Below are 18,209 nucleotides of genomic sequence, written 5' to 3' on the forward strand. Positions count from 1 at the left end.
AGAGCGGTTTTTACTATGCCATAACTGAGCGACGATTACTCGTCGTTGCCGCCGCCGAGACCGGCGTTCAGCAGTTCAGCCAGGCTGGCAGAAGCTTCATCTGCGGTCACCTGCGGTACAACCGGGGCTTCGCCCGCGGCTTTACGACGCATACGATCCTGATGATAAGCGTAACCGGTACCGGCTGGGATCAGACGGCCAACGATCACGTTCTCTTTCAGGCCGCGCAGTTCGTCGCGTTTGCCCGCAACGGCTGCTTCGGTCAGTACGCGCGTGGTTTCCTGGAACGAAGCCGCAGAGATGAACGACTCGGTTGCCAGGGACGCCTTGGTGATACCCAGCAGATCGCGGGCATAGGTCGCTGCGATTTTGCCGTTGTTTTCCAGATCGCGGTTGGAGATCTTCACGCGTGAGAACTCAACCTGCTCACCGTCGAGGAAGTCAGAGCTTCCCGCGCTTTCGATGGTCGCTTTACGCAGCATCTGACGAACGATAACTTCAATGTGCTTATCGTTAATCTTAACGCCCTGCAGGCGGTAAACTTCCTGCACTTCGTTAGTGATGTAACGGGTCACCGCATGCACGCCACGCAGACGCAGAATGTCATGTGGAGACTCAGGGCCATCGGAAACCACGTCACCGCGTTCCACGCGCTCACCTTCGAATACGTTCAGCTGACGCCATTTCGGAATCATCTCTTCGTAAGGTTCGCTGCCATCAACCGGAGTAATCACCAGACGGCGCTTACCTTTGGTCTCTTTACCGAAGGAGATAATACCGCTGATCTCCGCCAGGATAGCTGGCTCTTTCGGACGACGGGCTTCGAACAGGTCAGCAACGCGTGGCAGACCACCGGTGATGTCCTTGGTACCGCCAGATTCCTGCGGAACACGCGCCAGGGTATCACCCGAGCTGATCTTGATGCCATCTTCCAGCTGCACGATCGCTTTACCTGGCAGGAAGTACTGCGCAGGCATGTCGGTGCCAGGGATCAGGACATCATTACCGTTGGCATCAACGATTTTCAGCGCCGGACGCAGATCTTTCGCACCGGCAGTACGTTCAGCACTGTCCAAAATGATCAGCGAGGAGAGACCGGTCAGGTCGTCCGTCTGGCGGGTAATGGTCTGGCCATCAATCATGTCGGTGAAGCGAATGAAACCGCTCACTTCGGTGATAACCGGCATGGTGTGTGGATCCCAGTTTGCGACGGTCTCACCCGCTGCAACCTGCTCACCGTCACCTTTCGCCATGGAGGCACCATAAGGAACTTTATAGCTCTCTTTGGTACGACCAAATTCGTCGATCATTTTCAGTTCAACGTTACGCGAGGTGATCACCAGCTTGCCAGCGGAGTTAGTTACCGACTTGGCGTTGATCAGTTTCAGGGTACCTTTGTTCTTCACCTGAATGCTGGATTCCGCAGCCGCACGAGATGCCGCACCACCGATGTGGAAGGTACGCATCGTCAGCTGGGTACCCGGCTCACCGATTGACTGGGCCGCAATAACACCGATCGCTTCACCTTTGTTGATGATGTGACCACGTGCCAGGTCGCGACCGTAGCAGTGCGCACACACGCCGAAGTCAGTTTCGCAGCTTACTACGGAACGCACTTTCAGGCTGTCAACAGAGTGTTCTTCTAACAGATCACACTGGGCTTCGTGCAGCAGCGTGTTGCGCGGCAGCAGGATGTCAGCGGTACCTGGCTTGATCACGTCTTCTGCGGTCACACGACCCAGAACGCGCTCACGCAGTGGCTCTTTAACATCACCACCTTCGATAACCGGGGTCATCATGATACCTTCGTGGGTACCACAATCGTCTTCGGTCACCACCAGATCCTGCGCCACGTCAACCAGACGACGGGTCAGGTAACCGGAGTTCGCGGTTTTCAGTGCGGTATCCGCAAGGCCTTTACGCGCACCGTGGGTCGAGATGAAGTACTGGAGTACGTTCAGACCTTCACGGAAGTTCGCGGTGATTGGCGTTTCGATGATTGAGCCATCTGGCTTGGCCATCAGACCACGCATACCCGCCAGCTGACGAATCTGTGCCGGAGAACCACGCGCACCGGAGTCGGCCATCATAAAGATGCTGTTGAAGGAAACCTGCTTCTCTTCTTCACCGTCACGGTTAATCACGGCTTCTGTAGAGAGGTTTTCCATCATCGCTTTCGCAACGCGTTCGTTGGCCGCAGCCCAGATATCGATCACTTTGTTATAGCGTTCGCCAGCGGTAACCAGACCAGACTGGAACTGCTGCTGGATCTCAGCCACTTCCGCTTCCGCTTCGGTGATGATTTCCACTTTCTTCGCTGGGATCACCATGTCGTCGATACCGACAGACACACCTGAACGTGCCGCATAGGCAAAGCCGGTGTACATGGTCTGGTCAGCAAAGATAACCGTTGGTTTCAGGCCCAGGATGCGGTAACAGGTGTTCAGCATCTTAGAGATCGCTTTCTTACCTAACGCCTGGTTGACGATAGAGTAAGGCAGGCCTTTTGGCACGATCATCCACAGGATCGCACGACCAATGGTGGTGTCGATCAGGCTGGTTTTAGAGGTCCAGATGCCCTGATCGTCTTTCTCATGTTCGGTGATACGCACCTTAACGCGAGCGTGCAGAGACGCGAGGCCGGCGCGGTAAATACGCTCAGCTTCTTTCGGACCGCTCAGCACCATGCCTTCGCCTTTGGCGTTAACACAGTCACGGGTCATGTAGTACAGACCCAGTACAACGTCCTGAGAAGGAACGATAATTGGCTCACCGTTCGCAGGGGACAGGATGTTGTTGGTCGACATCATCAGCGCACGCGCTTCCAGCTGGGCTTCCAGCGTCAGCGGTACGTGAACAGCCATCTGGTCACCATCGAAGTCGGCGTTGTATGCCGCACAAACCAGCGGGTGCAGCTGAATCGCTTTACCTTCGATCAGTACTGGCTCAAACGCCTGGATGCCCAGACGGTGCAGGGTAGGTGCACGGTTCAGCAGGACCGGGTGTTCGCGGATCACTTCATCCAGGATATCCCAGACGACAGCTTCTTCACGCTCAACCATTTTCTTAGCGGCTTTGATGGTGGTAGCAAGACCACGCAGCTCCAGCTTGCCGTAGATGAACGGTTTGAACAGCTCCAGTGCCATTTTCTTCGGCAGACCACACTGGTGCAGGCGCAGGTATGGACCTACGGTAATAACCGAACGGCCTGAATAGTCTACACGTTTACCCAGCAGGTTCTGACGGAAACGACCCTGTTTACCTTTGATCATGTCGGCCAAAGATTTCAGAGGACGTTTGTTCGAACCGGTGATCGCACGTCCGCGACGGCCGTTATCCAGCAGCGCATCGACCGCTTCCTGCAGCATACGTTTTTCGTTGCGTACGATGATGTCTGGCGCAGCCAGATCCAGCAGGCGTTTCAGACGGTTGTTACGGTTGATCACACGACGGTACAGATCGTTCAGATCTGATGTCGCGAAACGACCGCCGTCCAGCGGAACCAGCGGACGCAGATCCGGTGGCAGTACCGGCAGCACGGTCAGGATCATCCACTCTGGCTTGTTACCAGATTGTACGAACGCTTCCAGCAGCTTGATACGCTTGGTCAGCTTTTTACGCTTGGTTTCGGAGTTGGTTTCGGTCAGCTCTTCACGCAGCTGCTCGCACTCTTGCTCCAGATCCATGTTTTTCAACAGGGCCTGGATCGCTTCCGCACCCATTTTGGCGTCGAATTCATCACCAAACTCTTCCAGCGCGTCAAGATACTGCTCTTCAGTCAGGATCTGGCGCTTTTCGAGGTTGGTCATACCACCTTCAACCACCACGTAAGATTCGAAGTACAGCACACGTTCGATATCACGCAGCGGCATATCCAGCAGTAAACCGATGCGCGAAGGCAGCGATTTCAGGAACCAGATGTGCGCAGTCGGGGAAGCCAGCTCAATGTGGCCCATGCGCTCACGGCGAACCTTGGTCTGTGTAACTTCAACGCCACACTTCTCACAGATCACACCACGGTGTTTCAGGCGCTTGTACTTACCGCACAGGCACTCATAGTCTTTTACTGGCCCGAAAATACGCGCACAGAAAAGGCCGTCACGTTCTGGTTTGAACGTACGGTAGTTGATGGTTTCTGGCTTCTTAACTTCACCAAAAGACCATGAACGGATCATGTCTGGCGATGCCAGCGCGATCTTGATCGCATCAAACTCTTCGGTCTTAGTTTGTGCTTTCAGAAACTTAAGTAAGTCTTTCACGGATTAGCTCCCGTCGGAGTGAGACTTCTCAGAAACGCCCGGAGTGACCCGGGCGCCCTGTAACCAGTACAGCAAGTGCGAGTACCCCCCGGTTTCAGGCTGCCGGCGCGTTAGCGACGTGCATCCCGAAGGTGGGGGAGTGATTACTCGTCTTCCAGCTCGATGTTGATACCCAGCGAGCGAATCTCTTTCAACAGTACGTTGAAGGATTCTGGCATGCCCGGTTCCATCTGATGGTTGCCGTCAACGATGTTTTTATACATCTTGGTACGGCCGTTAACGTCATCAGACTTCACGGTCAGCATTTCCTGCAGGGTATATGCGGCACCGTATGCTTCCAGTGCCCATACTTCCATCTCACCGAAGCGCTGACCACCGAACTGCGCCTTACCACCCAGCGGCTGCTGAGTAACCAGGCTGTAGGAACCGGTAGAACGTGCATGCATCTTGTCATCAACCAGGTGGTTAAGTTTCAGCATGTACATGTAGCCAACGGTAACCTGACGCTCGAACTGCTCACCGGTACGACCGTCGAACAGGGTGATCTGGCCAGAAGAAGGCAGGCCGCCGAGCTGCAGCAGCTCTTTGATCTCGCTCTCTTTCGCGCCGTCAAACACCGGAGTGGCGATTGGCATACCTTTTTTCAGGTTCTCTGCCAGACGCAGCACTTCGTCGTCGGTGAAGGTGTTCAGGTCAACTTTCTGACGCACGTCGGTGCCCAGATCGTAGGCGCGCTGAATAAACTCACGCAGCTTGGACACTTCTTCCTGCTTCTTCAGCATGGCGTTGATTTTCTCGCCGATGCCTTTCGCAGCCATACCCAGGTGAGTTTCAAGAATCTGACCGATGTTCATACGCGATGGAACGCCCAGCGGGTTCAGTACGATATCGACCGGCGTACCGTTCTCATCGTATGGCATATCTTCGATCGGGTTGATCTTGGAGATAACACCTTTGTTCCCGTGACGACCTGCCATCTTGTCACCAGGCTGGATCTGACGTTTAACGGCCAGATACACTTTAACGATTTTCAGCACGCCAGGTGCCAGGTCATCGCCCTGAGTGATTTTGCGGCGCTTGGCTTCAAGTTTCTTCTCAAACTCGTGCTTCAGCTCGTCGTACTGCTCAGCCAGCTGTTCCAGCTGGTTCTGTTTCTCTTCGTCGGTCAGGCCCAGTTCCAGCCAGCGCTCGCGAGGCAGCTTGTCCAGTTTGTCCGCTTCCACACCGCCGGCAACCAGCAGGTATTGAATACGGCTGAACAGGCCCGCTTCGAGGATCTTCAGCTCTTCAGACAGGTCTTTCTTCGCCTGCTTCAGCTGCATCTCTTCGATTTCCAGCGCGCGCTTGTCTTTCTCTACGCCATCGCGGGTGAAGACCTGAACGTCGATAACGGTACCTGACACGCCGTTAGGCACGCGCAGGGAAGAGTCTTTAACGTCAGACGCTTTCTCACCGAAGATCGCACGCAGCAGCTTCTCTTCTGGCGTCAGCTGAGTTTCACCCTTCGGCGTTACCTTACCAACCAGAATGTCGCCACCGGTCACTTCTGCACCGATATAAACGATACCAGACTCATCCAGCTTGGAGAGCGCAGCCTCACCCACGTTAGGGATGTCAGCGGTGATCTCTTCCGGCCCCAGCTTGGTGTCACGAGAGACACACGCCAGTTCCTGGATGTGGATGGTGGTGAAGCGGTCTTCCTGTACTACGCGCTCGGAGACTAAGATGGAGTCTTCGAAGTTGTAGCCGTTCCACGGCATGAACGCTACGCGCATGTTCTGGCCAAGAGCCAGTTCGCCGAGGTCGGTTGAAGGACCGTCAGCCAGCACGTCGCCACGTTCAATCGGTTCGCCCAGGTTCACGCATGGCATCTGGTTGATGCAGGTGTTCTGGTTCGAACGGGTGTACTTGGTCAGGTTGTAGATGTCGATGCCGGCTTCGCCAGGGTACATCTCGTCTTCGTTAACTTTGATAACGATACGGGATGCATCAACGTACTGTACGGTACCACCACGTTTCGCTACGGCAGTTACGCCGGAGTCAACCGCTACCGCGCGCTCCATACCTGTACCTACCAGCGGTTTATCCGCGCGCAGGGTTGGTACGGCCTGACGTTGCATGTTTGCACCCATCAATGCGCGGTTGGCGTCATCGTGTTCCAGGAACGGGATCAGTGACGCACCGACGGAAACCACCTGTTGGGTGGATACATCCATGTAGTCAACCTGATCGCGGCTGAACAGGCTCGACTCGCCTTTGCTACGGCAGGTCACCAGGTCGTCTACGAAGTGACCTTCGTCGTCGAGGTTGGTGTTAGCCTGAGCGATAACGTAGTTACCCTCTTCAATCGCAGAGAGGTAATGAATTTCGTCGGTCACCACGCCATCGCGCACGCGACGGTATGGGGTTTCCAGGAAACCATACTCGTTAGTCTGTGCGTACACGGACAGGGAGTTGATCAGACCGATGTTTGGACCTTCCGGCGTTTCGATTGGACATACGCGACCGTAGTGAGTCGGGTGTACGTCTCGAACTTCGAAGCCTGCACGCTCACGCGTCAGACCGCCCGGGCCCAGTGCAGAGATACGACGCTTGTGCGTGATCTCAGACAACGGGTTGTTCTGGTCCATAAACTGTGACAGCTGGCTGGAACCGAAGAACTCTTTCACCGCCGCCGAGATTGGCTTGGCGTTGATCATGTCCTGAGGCATCAGGGTGTCCAGATCGCCCAGGGACAGACGCTCTTTAACCGCACGCTCAACGCGCACCAGACCAACACGGAACTGGTTTTCAGCCATTTCGCCAACGGAACGAATTCGACGGTTGCCGAGGTGGTCGATATCATCCACTTCGCCAATACCGTTACGGATCCCGATCAGCTTCTTCATCACCTGAATGATGTCGTCTTTGCTCAGAATACCGGAACCTTCGATCTCATCACGCAGCAGAGAACGGTTGAACTTCATACGACCCACCGCAGACAGGTCGTAGCGGTCTTCTGAGAAGAACAGGTTCTCGAACAGGTTTTCAGCCGCTTCACGCGTCGGTGGCTCACCAGGACGCATCATGCGGTAGATCTCAACCAGCGCGCTCAGGCGATCGTTGGTTGGGTCGACGCGCACGGTTTCGGACATGTACGAACCGTGGTCCAGGTCATTGGTGAACAGCGTTTCGATGCGCTTGTGACCGGACTGGCTCAGTTTAGCCAGCAGATCCAGCGACAGCTCCATGTTCGCCGCAACCAGCAGCTCACCGGTGCTTTCGTCGATGTAATCTTTAGCAACGACTTTGCCCGCGATGTATTCAACCGGAACTTCGATGTGTTGAACGTCATCTTTTTCCAGCTGGCGAATATGACGCGCAGTAATGCGACGACCTTTTTCGACGTAAACGGTGCCGTTCGCTTCGATATCGAAGGACGCAGTTTCACCGCGCAGGCGTTCCGGGACCAGCTCCATCTGCAGCTTGTTATCACGGATCTGGTACACCACTTTATCGAAGAACAGGTCAAGGATCTGTTCAGTGGTGTAGTTCAGCGCGCGCAGAATGATGGTCGCAGGCAGTTTACGGCGACGGTCAATACGGACGAACAGGTTATCTTTCGGGTCGAACTCGAAGTCTAACCATGAACCGCGGTAAGGGATGATACGTGCGTTATACAGCACTTTACCCGACGAGTGGGTTTTACCCTTATCGCTGTCGAAGAAGACACCAGGGCTACGATGCAGCTGAGAAACGATAACGCGCTCGGTACCATTGATCACAAAGGTACCGTTGTCAGTCATGAGCGGGATTTCGCCCATGTATACTTCTTGTTCTTTGATATCTTTAACGGTGCCTTCCGGCGCTTCGCGCTCGTAGATCACCAGGCGCAGTTTAACGCGCAGCGGTGCAGAGTACGTGACGCCACGAATCTGACACTCTTTCACATCAAAGACAGGTTCGCCTAAACGGTAGCTGACGTACTGCAGCTCAGAGTTACCGCTATAGCTTTGGATCGGGAATACGGAACGGAATGCTGCTTCCAGACCATACTGACCTTCCGAATCTTGCTCGATAAACTTCTGGAACGAGTCAAGCTGGATAGAAAGGAGATAAGGAATGTCCAGTACTTGTGGACGTTTTCCAAAATCCTTACGAATGCGTTTTTTCTCGGTATAGGAGTAAACCATTGGGTTCCTCAGCTCGCTGAAAAGTAGAACCTTTCTGTCCGTCCAGAGGGGACAGTTCATGCAACGCTGTTTTGTGTTGTGCAAAAGGCAGAACGCCTTTTGTAATACCTCTTTCTATCACGCTTAAACCATTTCATTGCCGCTTTCCGGGCGGGGAGCCCATGGAGGGATGGCAGTATATTAAGTCGTCGATAGAGAAAGATATTAAGCTAATCAATGGCTAAACAGTGTGAAAGACCATTGATGCTATAGAGCGCAAAAAGGCTGGTGACCAAAAAGTCACCAGCCATCAGCCTGAGCTAACGTAATGTCAGACTCAAGCTGCAACCTGGAAGGTTGGCTTATTTAACTTCAACTTCTGCGCCAGCTTCTTCCAGAGATTTCTTCAGAGCTTCTGCGTCGTCTTTGCTGATGCCTTCTTTCAGGGCAGCAGGTGCAGACTCAACCAGGTCTTTGGCTTCTTTCAGGCCCAGACCAGTTGCGCCACGTACTGCTTTGATCACGGCAACTTTGTTAGCGCCGATAGCTTTCAGTACAACGTCGAACTCAGTTTTTTCTTCAACAGCTTCTGCCGGGCCAGCAGCAACAGCAACAGCTGCAGCAGCAGACACGCCGAACTTCTCTTCCATAGCGGCGATCAGTTCAACGATTTCCATTACAGACAGAGCTGCAACGCCTTCAATGATTTGGTCTTTAGTGATTGACATTTCGTGTTCCTAAATTCAGAAAAAGTTTATACGTAAGCAAATGAACGTGAAAAGAAAGGCTGATTAAGCAGCTTCTTTCTGATCGCGAACAGCAGCCAGAGTGCGAACCAGTTTGCCGGCAGCGGCTTCTTTCATGGTTGCCATCAGGCGTGCAACTGCTTCATCGTAGGTAGGCAGAGTTGCCAGGCGGTCGATCTGAGCCGCACTGATCAGCTCGCCTTCAAAGGCCGCAGCTTTAACCTCAAATTTTGCATTCGCTTTCGCGAAATCTTTGAACAGACGAGCAGCAGCGCCCGGGTGTTCCATAGAATATGCAATCAAGGTAGGACCGGTGAAGGTGTCTTTCAGGCACTCAAACTGAGTACCCTCAACAACGCGACGCAGCAGGGTGTTACGAACAACACGCATCACTACGCCAGCTTCACGAGCTGCTTTACGCAGTTCGGTCATTTTGTCTACGGTAACGCCACGAGAATCCGCAACTACCGCAGACAGCGCGCCTTTGGCTACTTCGCTGACTTCAGCAACAATCGCTTGTTTGTCTTGAAGATTTAAGGCCATTAGCTTGTGCTCCTGGATTTTAGCCGGAGATGAATTTCCCCGGAACTCACTTCACCTGAACCGTGTTACCACGGCCAGGCGCTAAAACACGGTGAGCAGATCCAGCAAAGACTATAAAAATATTCTTTTGGTTCTGTCACCGTCTACGCAGGAAATTAAGTCTCTTGCGAAACACCTGCGGTCTTGGACGGAGGCCAGGATAGGCCTGGCTCCAACCTAAAAATCTGTCTAATACATCGTCCTTCAAGCTGCCGCTGCGTTGGCTGCCTTCATTCACCCCAGTCACGTAGTGAACTACGCACCTGTGGATTCACTCAGTTGCCGCTTTGCTACAACTCGAATGACTCGATTAGAAGTTCTGCATAATAACAGAACAATGGGCCAAAGATTCTAGATGAAAATTTAGCCCACGTAAAGCAGATTAGTTAGCAGCAGCGTTCAGGCCAGCCTGATCGATTGCCACGCCAGCACCCATGGTGGTGGACAGGCTAACTTTCTTGATGAAAACGCCTTTCGCCTGAGAAGGTTTTGCTTTTTTCAGCGCAACCAGCAGGGATTCCAGGTTTTCTTTCAGCTTATCGGTATCGAAGTCAACCTTACCAATAGTGGTATGGATGATACCGTTTTTGTCGTTACGGTAACGAACCTGACCCGCTTTAGCGTTTTTCACTGCTTCAGCAACGTTAGGGGTTACAGTACCGACTTTCGGGTTTGGCATCAGACCGCGTGGGCCCAGAACCTGACCCAGCTGGCCAACAACGCGCATTGCATCAGGAGATGCGATAACCACGTCGAAGTTCATTTCGCCTTTTTTGATCTGGTCAGCCAGATCTTCCATACCTACCAGCTCAGCGCCGGCTGCTTTAGCAGCTTCAGCGTTTGCGCCCTGGGCAAATACGGCAACGCGAACGGAACGGCCAGTACCGTGTGGCAGTACAGTTGCACCACGCACGTTCTGGTCAGATTTACGAGCATCGATGCCCAGGTTTACCGCTACGTCAACGCTTTCAACGAACTTAGCAGTAGCCAGTTCTTTCAGCAGAGCAACAGCTTCGTTGATGTCATACTGTTTAGTTGAATCAACTTTGTCACGGATCACGCGCATGCGCTTGGTCAGCTTAGCCATTTCTTAGTCCTCTACAACCAGGCCCATGGAACGAGCAGTACCTTCGATTGAGCGAGTCATCGCTTCAACGTCAGCACCAGTCATGTCCGCAGCTTTGGTTTCTGCGATTTCACGTACCTGAGCACGGGATACTTTACCTACTTTGTCTTTGTTCGGCTTGCCAGAACCAGACTTGATACCAGCCGCTTTCTTCAGCAGTACTGCTGCAGGAGGGGTTTTGGTAACGAAGGTGAAAGAACGGTCAGAGTAAACGGTGATCACAACCGGAGTTGGAAGACCTTTTTCAAGGGATTCTGTTTTGGCGTTAAACGCTTTACAGAATTCCATGATGTTAACGCCTTGCTGACCCAGAGCTGGACCAACCGGTGGGCTCGGGTTTGCCATACCAGCTGCAACCTGCAGCTTAACGTAGGCTTGTACTTTCTTAGCCATGATAATTCCTCTATTGGGTGATAACGCTTCGTGAGAAGCTCCCCGTGATTAATATTTACCCGCCGTTGCCAGCGTGTAAAAACAAAAGGCGCGAAATAATAGTGCAATTTCGCGCCTTTCGCAACCATCCGTTCAGGACAATTGTGTAAATTTTATGCCGCACAGCGCGATTTTTCGCACTGTGCGCAAAGGGGATTAGCCTTTCTCAACCTGACCGAAGTCCAGCTCAACCGGCGTAGCACGGCCGAAGATGGAAACAGATACTTTCAGGCGGCTTTTCTCGTAGTCGACTTCTTCCACCACGCCGTTGAAGTCCGCAAATGGACCATCGCTAACGCGAACCAGTTCACCCGGCTCAAACAGCGTTTTAGGACGTGGCTTGTCACCAACCTGCTGCAGACGGTTCATGATCGCGTCAACTTCTTTATCGCTGATCGGCGCCGGACGGTCAGATGTACCACCGATAAAGCCCATCACGCGTGGCACGCTGCGCACCAGGTGCCAGCTGGCATCGTTCATGACCATCTGCACCAGCACATAGCCCGGGAAGAACTTGCGCTCGCTTTTGCGGCGCTGGCCACCACGGATCTCAACCACTTCTTCGGTTGGAACCATGACTTCGCCAAACAGCTCTTCCATATTGTGTAATTTGATATGCTCGCGCAGCGACTGCGATACGCGGCCTTCAAAACCGGAAAACGCCTGAACGACGTACCAGCGCATTTTTGGGGCTTCAGACATCTTAGAACCTCAGGCCAGTGATAAACGATACCAGACGGACCAGAATGCCATCCAGCCCCCACAAAATCAGTGACATCACGGCAGTTACCGCGGCAACGATTAACGTGGTGTGCAACGTTTCCTGACGAGTAGGCCAGATGACTTTGCGAACTTCAGTGCGGGCTTCACGGGCGAAAGCCAGTGTCGCTTTGCCTTTGATGGTCAGCAGGGCAACGCCTGCTGCGGCTGCGATCAGAACAACGACGGCCAGCGCGCGCAGCGGCAGAGTCACGCCGCGATAGTAATAGTTGCCGACGATAGCAGCGATCAGCAGTACTGCCACACCTAACCACTTGATCACTTCCAGGCCGCGTCCGCTCCCTTGAGCTTCGGTATTAGCACTCATAAACCAACCTGCCAGAATAAATCAGAAACACTTTTGCCCCGCAAAACGAGGCAACCGAACCGAATAATGTGCAAAGGCACCACCCGGCATAGCCATTAATCTCAAGACATACTTGAAAATTATGGGTTTTTACGCCGTGCTACAGAGCCTGCCTCAGCAATGATTATGACCGAAAATCACTGATGAGCCAGGTTCTATGTTACAGCGTAGAAAAAGGGCATCAAATGATGCCCTTTTCTCGTGCGTTGCGTCAAATATTATCAGCGATTAAGCGATAACTTTAGCAACAACACCTGCACCCACGGTACGGCCGCCTTCACGGATGGCGAAACGCAGACCGTCGTCCATCGCGATTGGGTGGATCAGGGTAACAACCATCTGAATGTTGTCGCCTGGCATTACCATCTCTACGCCTTCTGGCAGTTCGATGGTACCGGTCACGTCAGTTGTACGGAAGTAGAACTGTGGACGGTAGCCTTTGAAGAACGGAGTATGACGGCCGCCTTCATCCTTGGACAGGATGTACACTTCAGATTCGAACTTGGTGTGTGGCTTGATTGAACCTGGCTTAGCCAGAACCTGGCCACGCTGGATATCTTCGCGCTTGATACCGCGCAGCAGGATACCACAGTTCTCACCCGCACGGCCTTCGTCCAGCAGCTTACGGAACATCTCAACGCCGGTACAGGTTGATTTCACGGTATCTTTGATACCAACGATCTCAACTTCTTCACCAACTTTAACGATACCGCGCTCTACGCGACCGGTAACAACGGTACCACGGCCTGAGATGGAGAATACGTCTTCGATAGGCAGCAGGAATGGCTTGTCAATCGCGCGCTCTGGCTCCGGGATGTAAGAATCCAGGTGACCAGCCAGCTCGATGATTTTTGCTTCCCACTCAGCTTCACCCTGCAGGGCTTTCAGTGCTGAACCGCGAACAACCGGGATGTCGTCGCCTGGGAAATCGTAAGCAGACAGCAGCTCACGAACTTCCATTTCAACCAGCTCCAGCAGCTCTTCGTCGTCAACCATGTCGCATTTGTTCATGAATACGATCATGAACGGAACGCCAACCTGGCGACCCAGCAGGATGTGCTCACGGGTCTGTGGCATTGGGCCATCAGTCGCAGCAACAACCAGGATTGCACCGTCCATCTGCGCAGCACCGGTGATCATGTTTTTCACATAGTCGGCGTGGCCTGGGCAGTCAACGTGTGCGTAGTGACGGCTTGGGGTGTCATATTCAACGTGTGAAGTGTTGATGGTGATACCACGAGCTTTCTCTTCTGGCGCGTTATCGATCTGGTCGAATGCACGTGCAGAACCGCCGTAGGTTTTAGCCAGAACGGTGGTGATAGCAGCAGTCAGGGTAGTTTTACCGTGGTCAACGTGGCCGATAGTACCAACGTTGACGTGCGGTTTGGAACGTTCAAATTTTTCTTTAGACATCGCTTGTCCCTCTAAGACACGGATTAATCGGTGATATCACCACATCAACCAGGCATTGCCTGAATCGTTGAATTTTGTAACAGAGAAGAAGCAGGGAGGGAGATTTTGAAAGTGGTGCTGATACCCAGAGTCGAACTGGGGACCTCACCCTTACCAAGGGTGCGCTCTACCAACTGAGCCATATCAGCACGGCTTGGAGCGGGCAGCGGGAATCGAACCCGCATCATCAGCTTGGAAGGCTGAGGTAATAGCCATTATACGATGCCCGCATCCTGGAACTCGGCTACCTGTTCTGTCTGTAGCTTTTGAGTATCTGGAAAGTCTCCGTTTACTCAAGTCATCACGCATTTACCTGATGACCTTGACTGGGCTTGAGCTCAGTCTGAAATCCTGATGAACAAACTTTGCTAGCTTGTCATCTTTGCAGCCTCGGTGATTGCTCACTTATTCTGCTTTCAACTCCCAACATCTGAGTCGAAATGGTGGTGGGGGAAGGATTCGAACCTTCGAAGTCGATGACGGCAGATTTACAGTCTGCTCCCTTTGGCCGCTCGGGAACCCCACCTGGGGTATTTCGTTACTTGATGGTGCCGGCTACCGGAATCGAACTGGTGACCTACTGATTACAAGTCAGTTGCTCTACCAACTGAGCTAAGCCGGCATCAAGTGGTGCGCATTTTAGGAAGACCGCGCCCGGGATGCAACAAAAAAATTGCGATAATTGTTCTTACGCTCACTCTTTGTGCAATTCACCTTAAAACGGCCCCTCTTTCGCGTTTTTTTGCTGAAAAAAAGCGCAATGGCGCGGTATGTTTTTCTTTTTAAGCACGCCCTACCGATGCGGCGAGTGAACCCGCGAGGGTACTCACCCGCCCTCAATGCCACACTAATTTCTGAATAGCACATAACACCGGCTACCCACGTGAGAATCGTAAATCGTATCTAACGCGTCAGATGCTACCGCCGTGGCGAACCGCGGCGATCGGATTTGATGGCCCATGCACATCTCTCGTGCGATACACCGTAGCCAGTTAATGCGAGTGACGTAACGTTTGCCAGCCTGTTAGCGCTTTTTTCCTTCTTATTCAGGCCCGTCTGGTGTTAACCTCCTGCCCATTGTGTTCTGAAATCCCCAGGGTAATTCAGCCTGACTGCGACACGATGTTGCGGATATCAACGGGCTAACCTTCTGATGGGTAACTACTTGCTGGCAGAAGCATGCATATGAGCAAAAAAGATTTATCGTTAACGACCCCTTATCTGCAGTTCACCCGTAATGAATGGGCGGCACTGCGTGACTCCGTCCCAATGACCCTGTCAGAGGGCGAAATTGCCCAGCTGAAAGGCATTAACGAAGATCTCTCCATGGAAGAGGTGGCTGAGATCTATTTGCCATTGTCACGCCTGCTGAATTTCTATATCAGCGCCAACGCCGGGCGTCAGGCCGTGCTGGAGCAGTTCCTCGGCACCAAAGATAAGGGGCAGAAAATCCCCTATATCATCAGCATTGCCGGCAGCGTTGCCGTCGGGAAAAGCACTACCGCGCGCGTGCTGCAGGCCCTGCTTAGCCGCTGGCCCGAGCACCGTAAAGTCGAGCTCATTACTACTGACGGCTTTCTGCACCCGAATGCCGTGCTCAACGAGCGCGGGCTGATGAAGAAGAAAGGCTTTCCCCTGTCGTATGATATGCACCGGCTGGTGAATTTTGTCTCGGAGCTAAAGTCAGGCGCGGCCCAGGTGACGGCGCCGGTTTACTCACACCTGATTTATGACGTTATTCCCGACGGCGATAAGGTGGTTCAGCAGCCCGATATCCTGATACTTGAAGGATTGAACGTATTACAGAGCGGAATGGACTATCCCCACGATCCCCACCACGTGTTTGTCTCTGACTTCGTCGACTTTTCTATCTATGTCGATGCCCCGGAGGCGTTACTGGAACACTGGTACATTCATCGCTTCCTGAAATTCCGCGAGGGGGCATTCAGCGATCCGGACTCCTATTTCCATCACTATTCCCAGCTACCGGAACAGGAAGCCGTGGGTATCGCCACCCAGCTATGGAAAGAGATTAACCACAAGAATTTGATGGAAAATATCCTACCGACGCGCGAACGTGCCAGCCTGATCATGACCAAAAGCAGCGACCATGCGGTCGATCTGGTGAGGCTCAGGAAATAGATCGCAGGGGCCAGTGCCCCTGCCGATATCAGCCCTGCGGCCGCAAAGAAATCTCTCCCCCAACCCAGGATTTTCGCACCCCATCCTGCTCGAGAATTAACCCGCCCTGAGCATCAATACCCCGTGCAATGCCATAGATCTCTCTGTCACCAATGAGTAGCTTAACCGGGCGGTTGATGAAGTTATCCAGCGCAGCCCAACGTTCAACAAACGGATGCAGACCATCCTGCTCAAAGGCAAATAACGCGTCACGCATCTTGTTAACGATCAGCGCTGAAAGTGCATTTCTGTCAATGGTGACACCGGCTTCCTGCAGGTTAATCCACCCCTGGTTAATGACATCCGCAGCGGGTGCACGCATCGCCAGATTGATGCCTGCACCAATCACGATCTGTGCAGCTTCGCCGGTTTTACCCGTCAGTTCAATCAAAATACCGGCAAGTTTGCGATCGTCGAGATAAATGTCATTTGGCCACTTTACGCGAATATCCGGTGCGCCCAGCTCCTGCAGCGCTTCAGCCAGCACGATACCGATTACCAGGCTCATGCCCATCGCCGCCGCCGGCCCCTGCTCCAGACGCCAGTACATGGAGAGATACAGGTTGGCACCAAAGGGAGAGAACCACTGCCGGCCTCGCCTGCCGCGGCCAGCCTGTTGATACTCAGCCACGCAGGCGTCGCCCGACTGCAGGCTGTTCATCCTGTCCAGCAGATACTGGTTAGTTGAGTCAATCACCGGCACCACCGCCAGCCGGCCATTCTCAAGCTGAGCGTTGATCGCCTGCTCATTGAGTAGCTGCATTTTAGCCGACAGACTGTAGCCTTTGCCGGTGACGGTGAAAACATCGATCCCCCACTCTTTCAGCGTATTGACGTGCTTATTGATAGCAGCACGGCTCATGCCCAGCTGCTCACCGAGCTGTTCACCCGAGTGGAACTCACCGTCGGCCAGCAGAGCGACCAGTTTCAGGGGTACGGTGTAATCTTTCATGCAATCACCTCGACGGCGTCTGTCTCGCCCTGCGCGCTGATAAAGCGTACTTCCGGCTCAAGCCACACGTTAAATTTTTTGCCAACGCGCTGACGGACTTCACGGGCCAGCGCCACCACATCCTGCCCGGTCGCATTGCCGGTATTAATCAGCACCAGCGCCTGCTGCTGATGCACGGCTGCTCCGCCCATCCTGAACCCCTTCAGGTTGCAGCGGTCGATTAACCAGCCCGCGGCCAGCTTCATCTCGCCGTTCTCCTGCGGATAGAACGGTATAGTGTCGTACTGCTCCTTCAGCTGGCGGGCCATTTCCGCGCTCACCAGCGGATTTTTAAAGAAGCTGCCGGCATTACCGGTCACCGCAGGGTCGGGCAGCTTGCTGCTCCGCATGCGGCATACCGTTTCAAACACCTGCTGCGGGGTCACCCGGTCACGATCGAGCTCTCTGAGCTCGCCATAGGTCAGCACCGGCTGCCAGATTTTGTTAAGGCGCAAACCCAGCGCGATAAGGGCATAGCCTTCACGGTACTGATGCTTAAAAACGCTGTCCCGGTAGGCAAACCGGCACTCTTCTGCACTCAGGCGCTGTCGGGAGCCGTCAGCCAGCCTGACAATATCGACGTATTCACATACTTTCTCCAGCTCGACGCCGTAGGCCCCAATGTTCTGAATAGGCGCCGAACCCGCGCAACCGGGGATCATCGCCAGATTCTCTAACCCGGGATAGCCGTCGCGTAAGGTGGATTGCACCAGCGCGTGCCAGTTTTCTCCTGACCCAACGTGCAGATGCCAGGCGTCACTGGATTCCGTTACCTCAATCCCCATGATGCGGTTAACAATAACCTGACCCTGAAAGTCTTCCAGAAACAGGACATTGCTGCCCTCTCCCAACAGCAATACCGGCTCTGAACGCTGCTGGCTTTGCAGCCAGGCGCGGCACAGTGCTTCCACGCTGTCAGCCACACAGATCCCGGCAGCTGACGCTTCCAGACTAAAGGTATTCCAGGGTTTTAATGAATGATTCTGGCAGGACATAACAGGGCCTTTGCGGGTTAAACTGGGGCTAGTTTACCTGATTAGGCGGGTTATTGGCGATATTATGACGTTTTCCAGGGTGGGCATGTGGGACAACAACGCTTACCGAGGACATGGAATACTCACATTTTATTTAATTCATCTAACTGATTTAATTGAAAAAGAAAT

At 53.4% G+C, this 18,209-nt stretch carries 12 protein-coding genes and 4 tRNA genes; 1 reads left to right on the top strand and 15 read right to left on the bottom strand.

All coding sequences use genetic code 11. The features are described 5' to 3' along the window. Positions 1 to 35 precede the first annotated feature (35 nt). From rpoC to GKQ23_RS22305, 13 genes are all read right to left on the bottom strand, one after another. Entirely contained in the window at positions 36 to 4,259 is a 4,224-nt protein-coding gene (gene rpoC, locus GKQ23_RS22245; protein ID WP_212409459.1) for a DNA-directed RNA polymerase subunit beta', read from the bottom strand. Positions 4,260 to 4,402: 143 nt separating this feature from the next. Then, positions 4,403 to 8,431: a DNA-directed RNA polymerase subunit beta gene (rpoB, locus tag GKQ23_RS22250; protein WP_056234888.1), complete on the bottom strand. Its 4,029-nt coding sequence runs from the start codon at positions 8,429 to 8,431 to the stop codon at positions 4,403 to 4,405. 341 nt (positions 8,432 to 8,772) lie between these two features. Then, complete coding sequence (gene rplL, locus GKQ23_RS22255; RefSeq protein ID WP_056234886.1) at positions 8,773 to 9,138, bottom strand: 50S ribosomal protein L7/L12; 366 nt, start codon at positions 9,136 to 9,138, stop codon at positions 8,773 to 8,775. Between the two features lie 63 nt (positions 9,139 to 9,201). Further along, positions 9,202 to 9,699 carry a 50S ribosomal protein L10 gene (gene rplJ / locus GKQ23_RS22260; protein ID WP_056234885.1) on the bottom strand — a complete coding sequence of 166 codons (498 nt, stop codon included), beginning with the start codon at positions 9,697 to 9,699 and terminating at the stop codon, positions 9,202 to 9,204. A gap of 421 nt (positions 9,700 to 10,120) precedes the next feature. Beyond that, the gene (gene rplA, locus GKQ23_RS22265; protein ID WP_056234883.1) at positions 10,121 to 10,825 is read right to left on the bottom strand and encodes a 50S ribosomal protein L1; all 705 of its coding nucleotides are present in this window, start codon (positions 10,823 to 10,825) and stop codon (positions 10,121 to 10,123) included. A 3-nt stretch (positions 10,826 to 10,828) separates the two neighbouring features. Continuing rightward, positions 10,829 to 11,257 carry a 50S ribosomal protein L11 gene (rplK, locus tag GKQ23_RS22270; protein ID WP_034828899.1) on the bottom strand — a complete coding sequence of 143 codons (429 nt, stop codon included), beginning with the start codon at positions 11,255 to 11,257 and terminating at the stop codon, positions 10,829 to 10,831. Between the two features lie 195 nt (positions 11,258 to 11,452). After that, on the bottom strand, positions 11,453 to 11,998 hold the full coding sequence (gene nusG, locus GKQ23_RS22275; protein ID WP_056234880.1) for a transcription termination/antitermination protein NusG: 546 nt from the start codon (positions 11,996 to 11,998) through the stop codon (positions 11,453 to 11,455). A 1-nt stretch (position 11,999) separates the two neighbouring features. Further along, a complete protein-coding gene (secE, locus tag GKQ23_RS22280; protein ID WP_056234878.1) occupies positions 12,000 to 12,383 on the bottom strand; it encodes a preprotein translocase subunit SecE in 384 nt (127 codons plus the stop codon). 267 nt (positions 12,384 to 12,650) lie between these two features. Next, a complete protein-coding gene (gene tuf, locus GKQ23_RS22285) occupies positions 12,651 to 13,835 on the bottom strand; it encodes an elongation factor Tu (protein WP_212409460.1) in 1,185 nt (394 codons plus the stop codon). A gap of 112 nt (positions 13,836 to 13,947) precedes the next feature. Further along, positions 13,948 to 14,023, bottom strand: a tRNA-Thr gene (locus GKQ23_RS22290). 6 nt (positions 14,024 to 14,029) lie between these two features. Then, a tRNA-Gly gene (locus GKQ23_RS22295) sits at positions 14,030 to 14,104 on the bottom strand. Between the two features lie 211 nt (positions 14,105 to 14,315). Next, positions 14,316 to 14,400, bottom strand: a tRNA-Tyr gene (locus GKQ23_RS22300). 20 nt (positions 14,401 to 14,420) lie between these two features. Beyond that, positions 14,421 to 14,496, bottom strand: a tRNA-Thr gene (locus tag GKQ23_RS22305). Between the two features lie 563 nt (positions 14,497 to 15,059). Between GKQ23_RS22305 and coaA the strand changes: the two genes are divergently transcribed. Beyond that, positions 15,060 to 16,016: a type I pantothenate kinase gene (gene coaA, locus GKQ23_RS22310; RefSeq protein WP_101506836.1), complete on the top strand. Its 957-nt coding sequence runs from the start codon at positions 15,060 to 15,062 to the stop codon at positions 16,014 to 16,016. Positions 16,017 to 16,044: 28 nt separating this feature from the next. On the opposite strand, the gene birA is transcribed toward coaA, so the two are convergent. Together birA and murB are read right to left on the bottom strand one after the other, a co-directional pair. Continuing rightward, positions 16,045 to 17,007 (bottom strand): bifunctional biotin--[acetyl-CoA-carboxylase] ligase/biotin operon repressor BirA, encoded by a 963-nt coding sequence (gene birA, locus GKQ23_RS22315; RefSeq protein WP_056236414.1) that lies wholly within the window; start codon positions 17,005 to 17,007, stop codon positions 16,045 to 16,047. Next, positions 17,004 to 18,041 carry a UDP-N-acetylmuramate dehydrogenase gene (gene murB / locus GKQ23_RS22320; protein WP_212409461.1) on the bottom strand — a complete coding sequence of 346 codons (1,038 nt, stop codon included), beginning with the start codon at positions 18,039 to 18,041 and terminating at the stop codon, positions 17,004 to 17,006. Before murB ends, birA begins: the two co-directional genes overlap by 4 nt. Positions 18,042 to 18,209 lie beyond the last annotated feature (168 nt).

Origin of the sequence: Erwinia sp. E602 (assembly GCF_018141005.1) — a bacterium.
Lineage (GTDB): Bacteria > Pseudomonadota > Gammaproteobacteria > Enterobacterales > Enterobacteriaceae > Erwinia.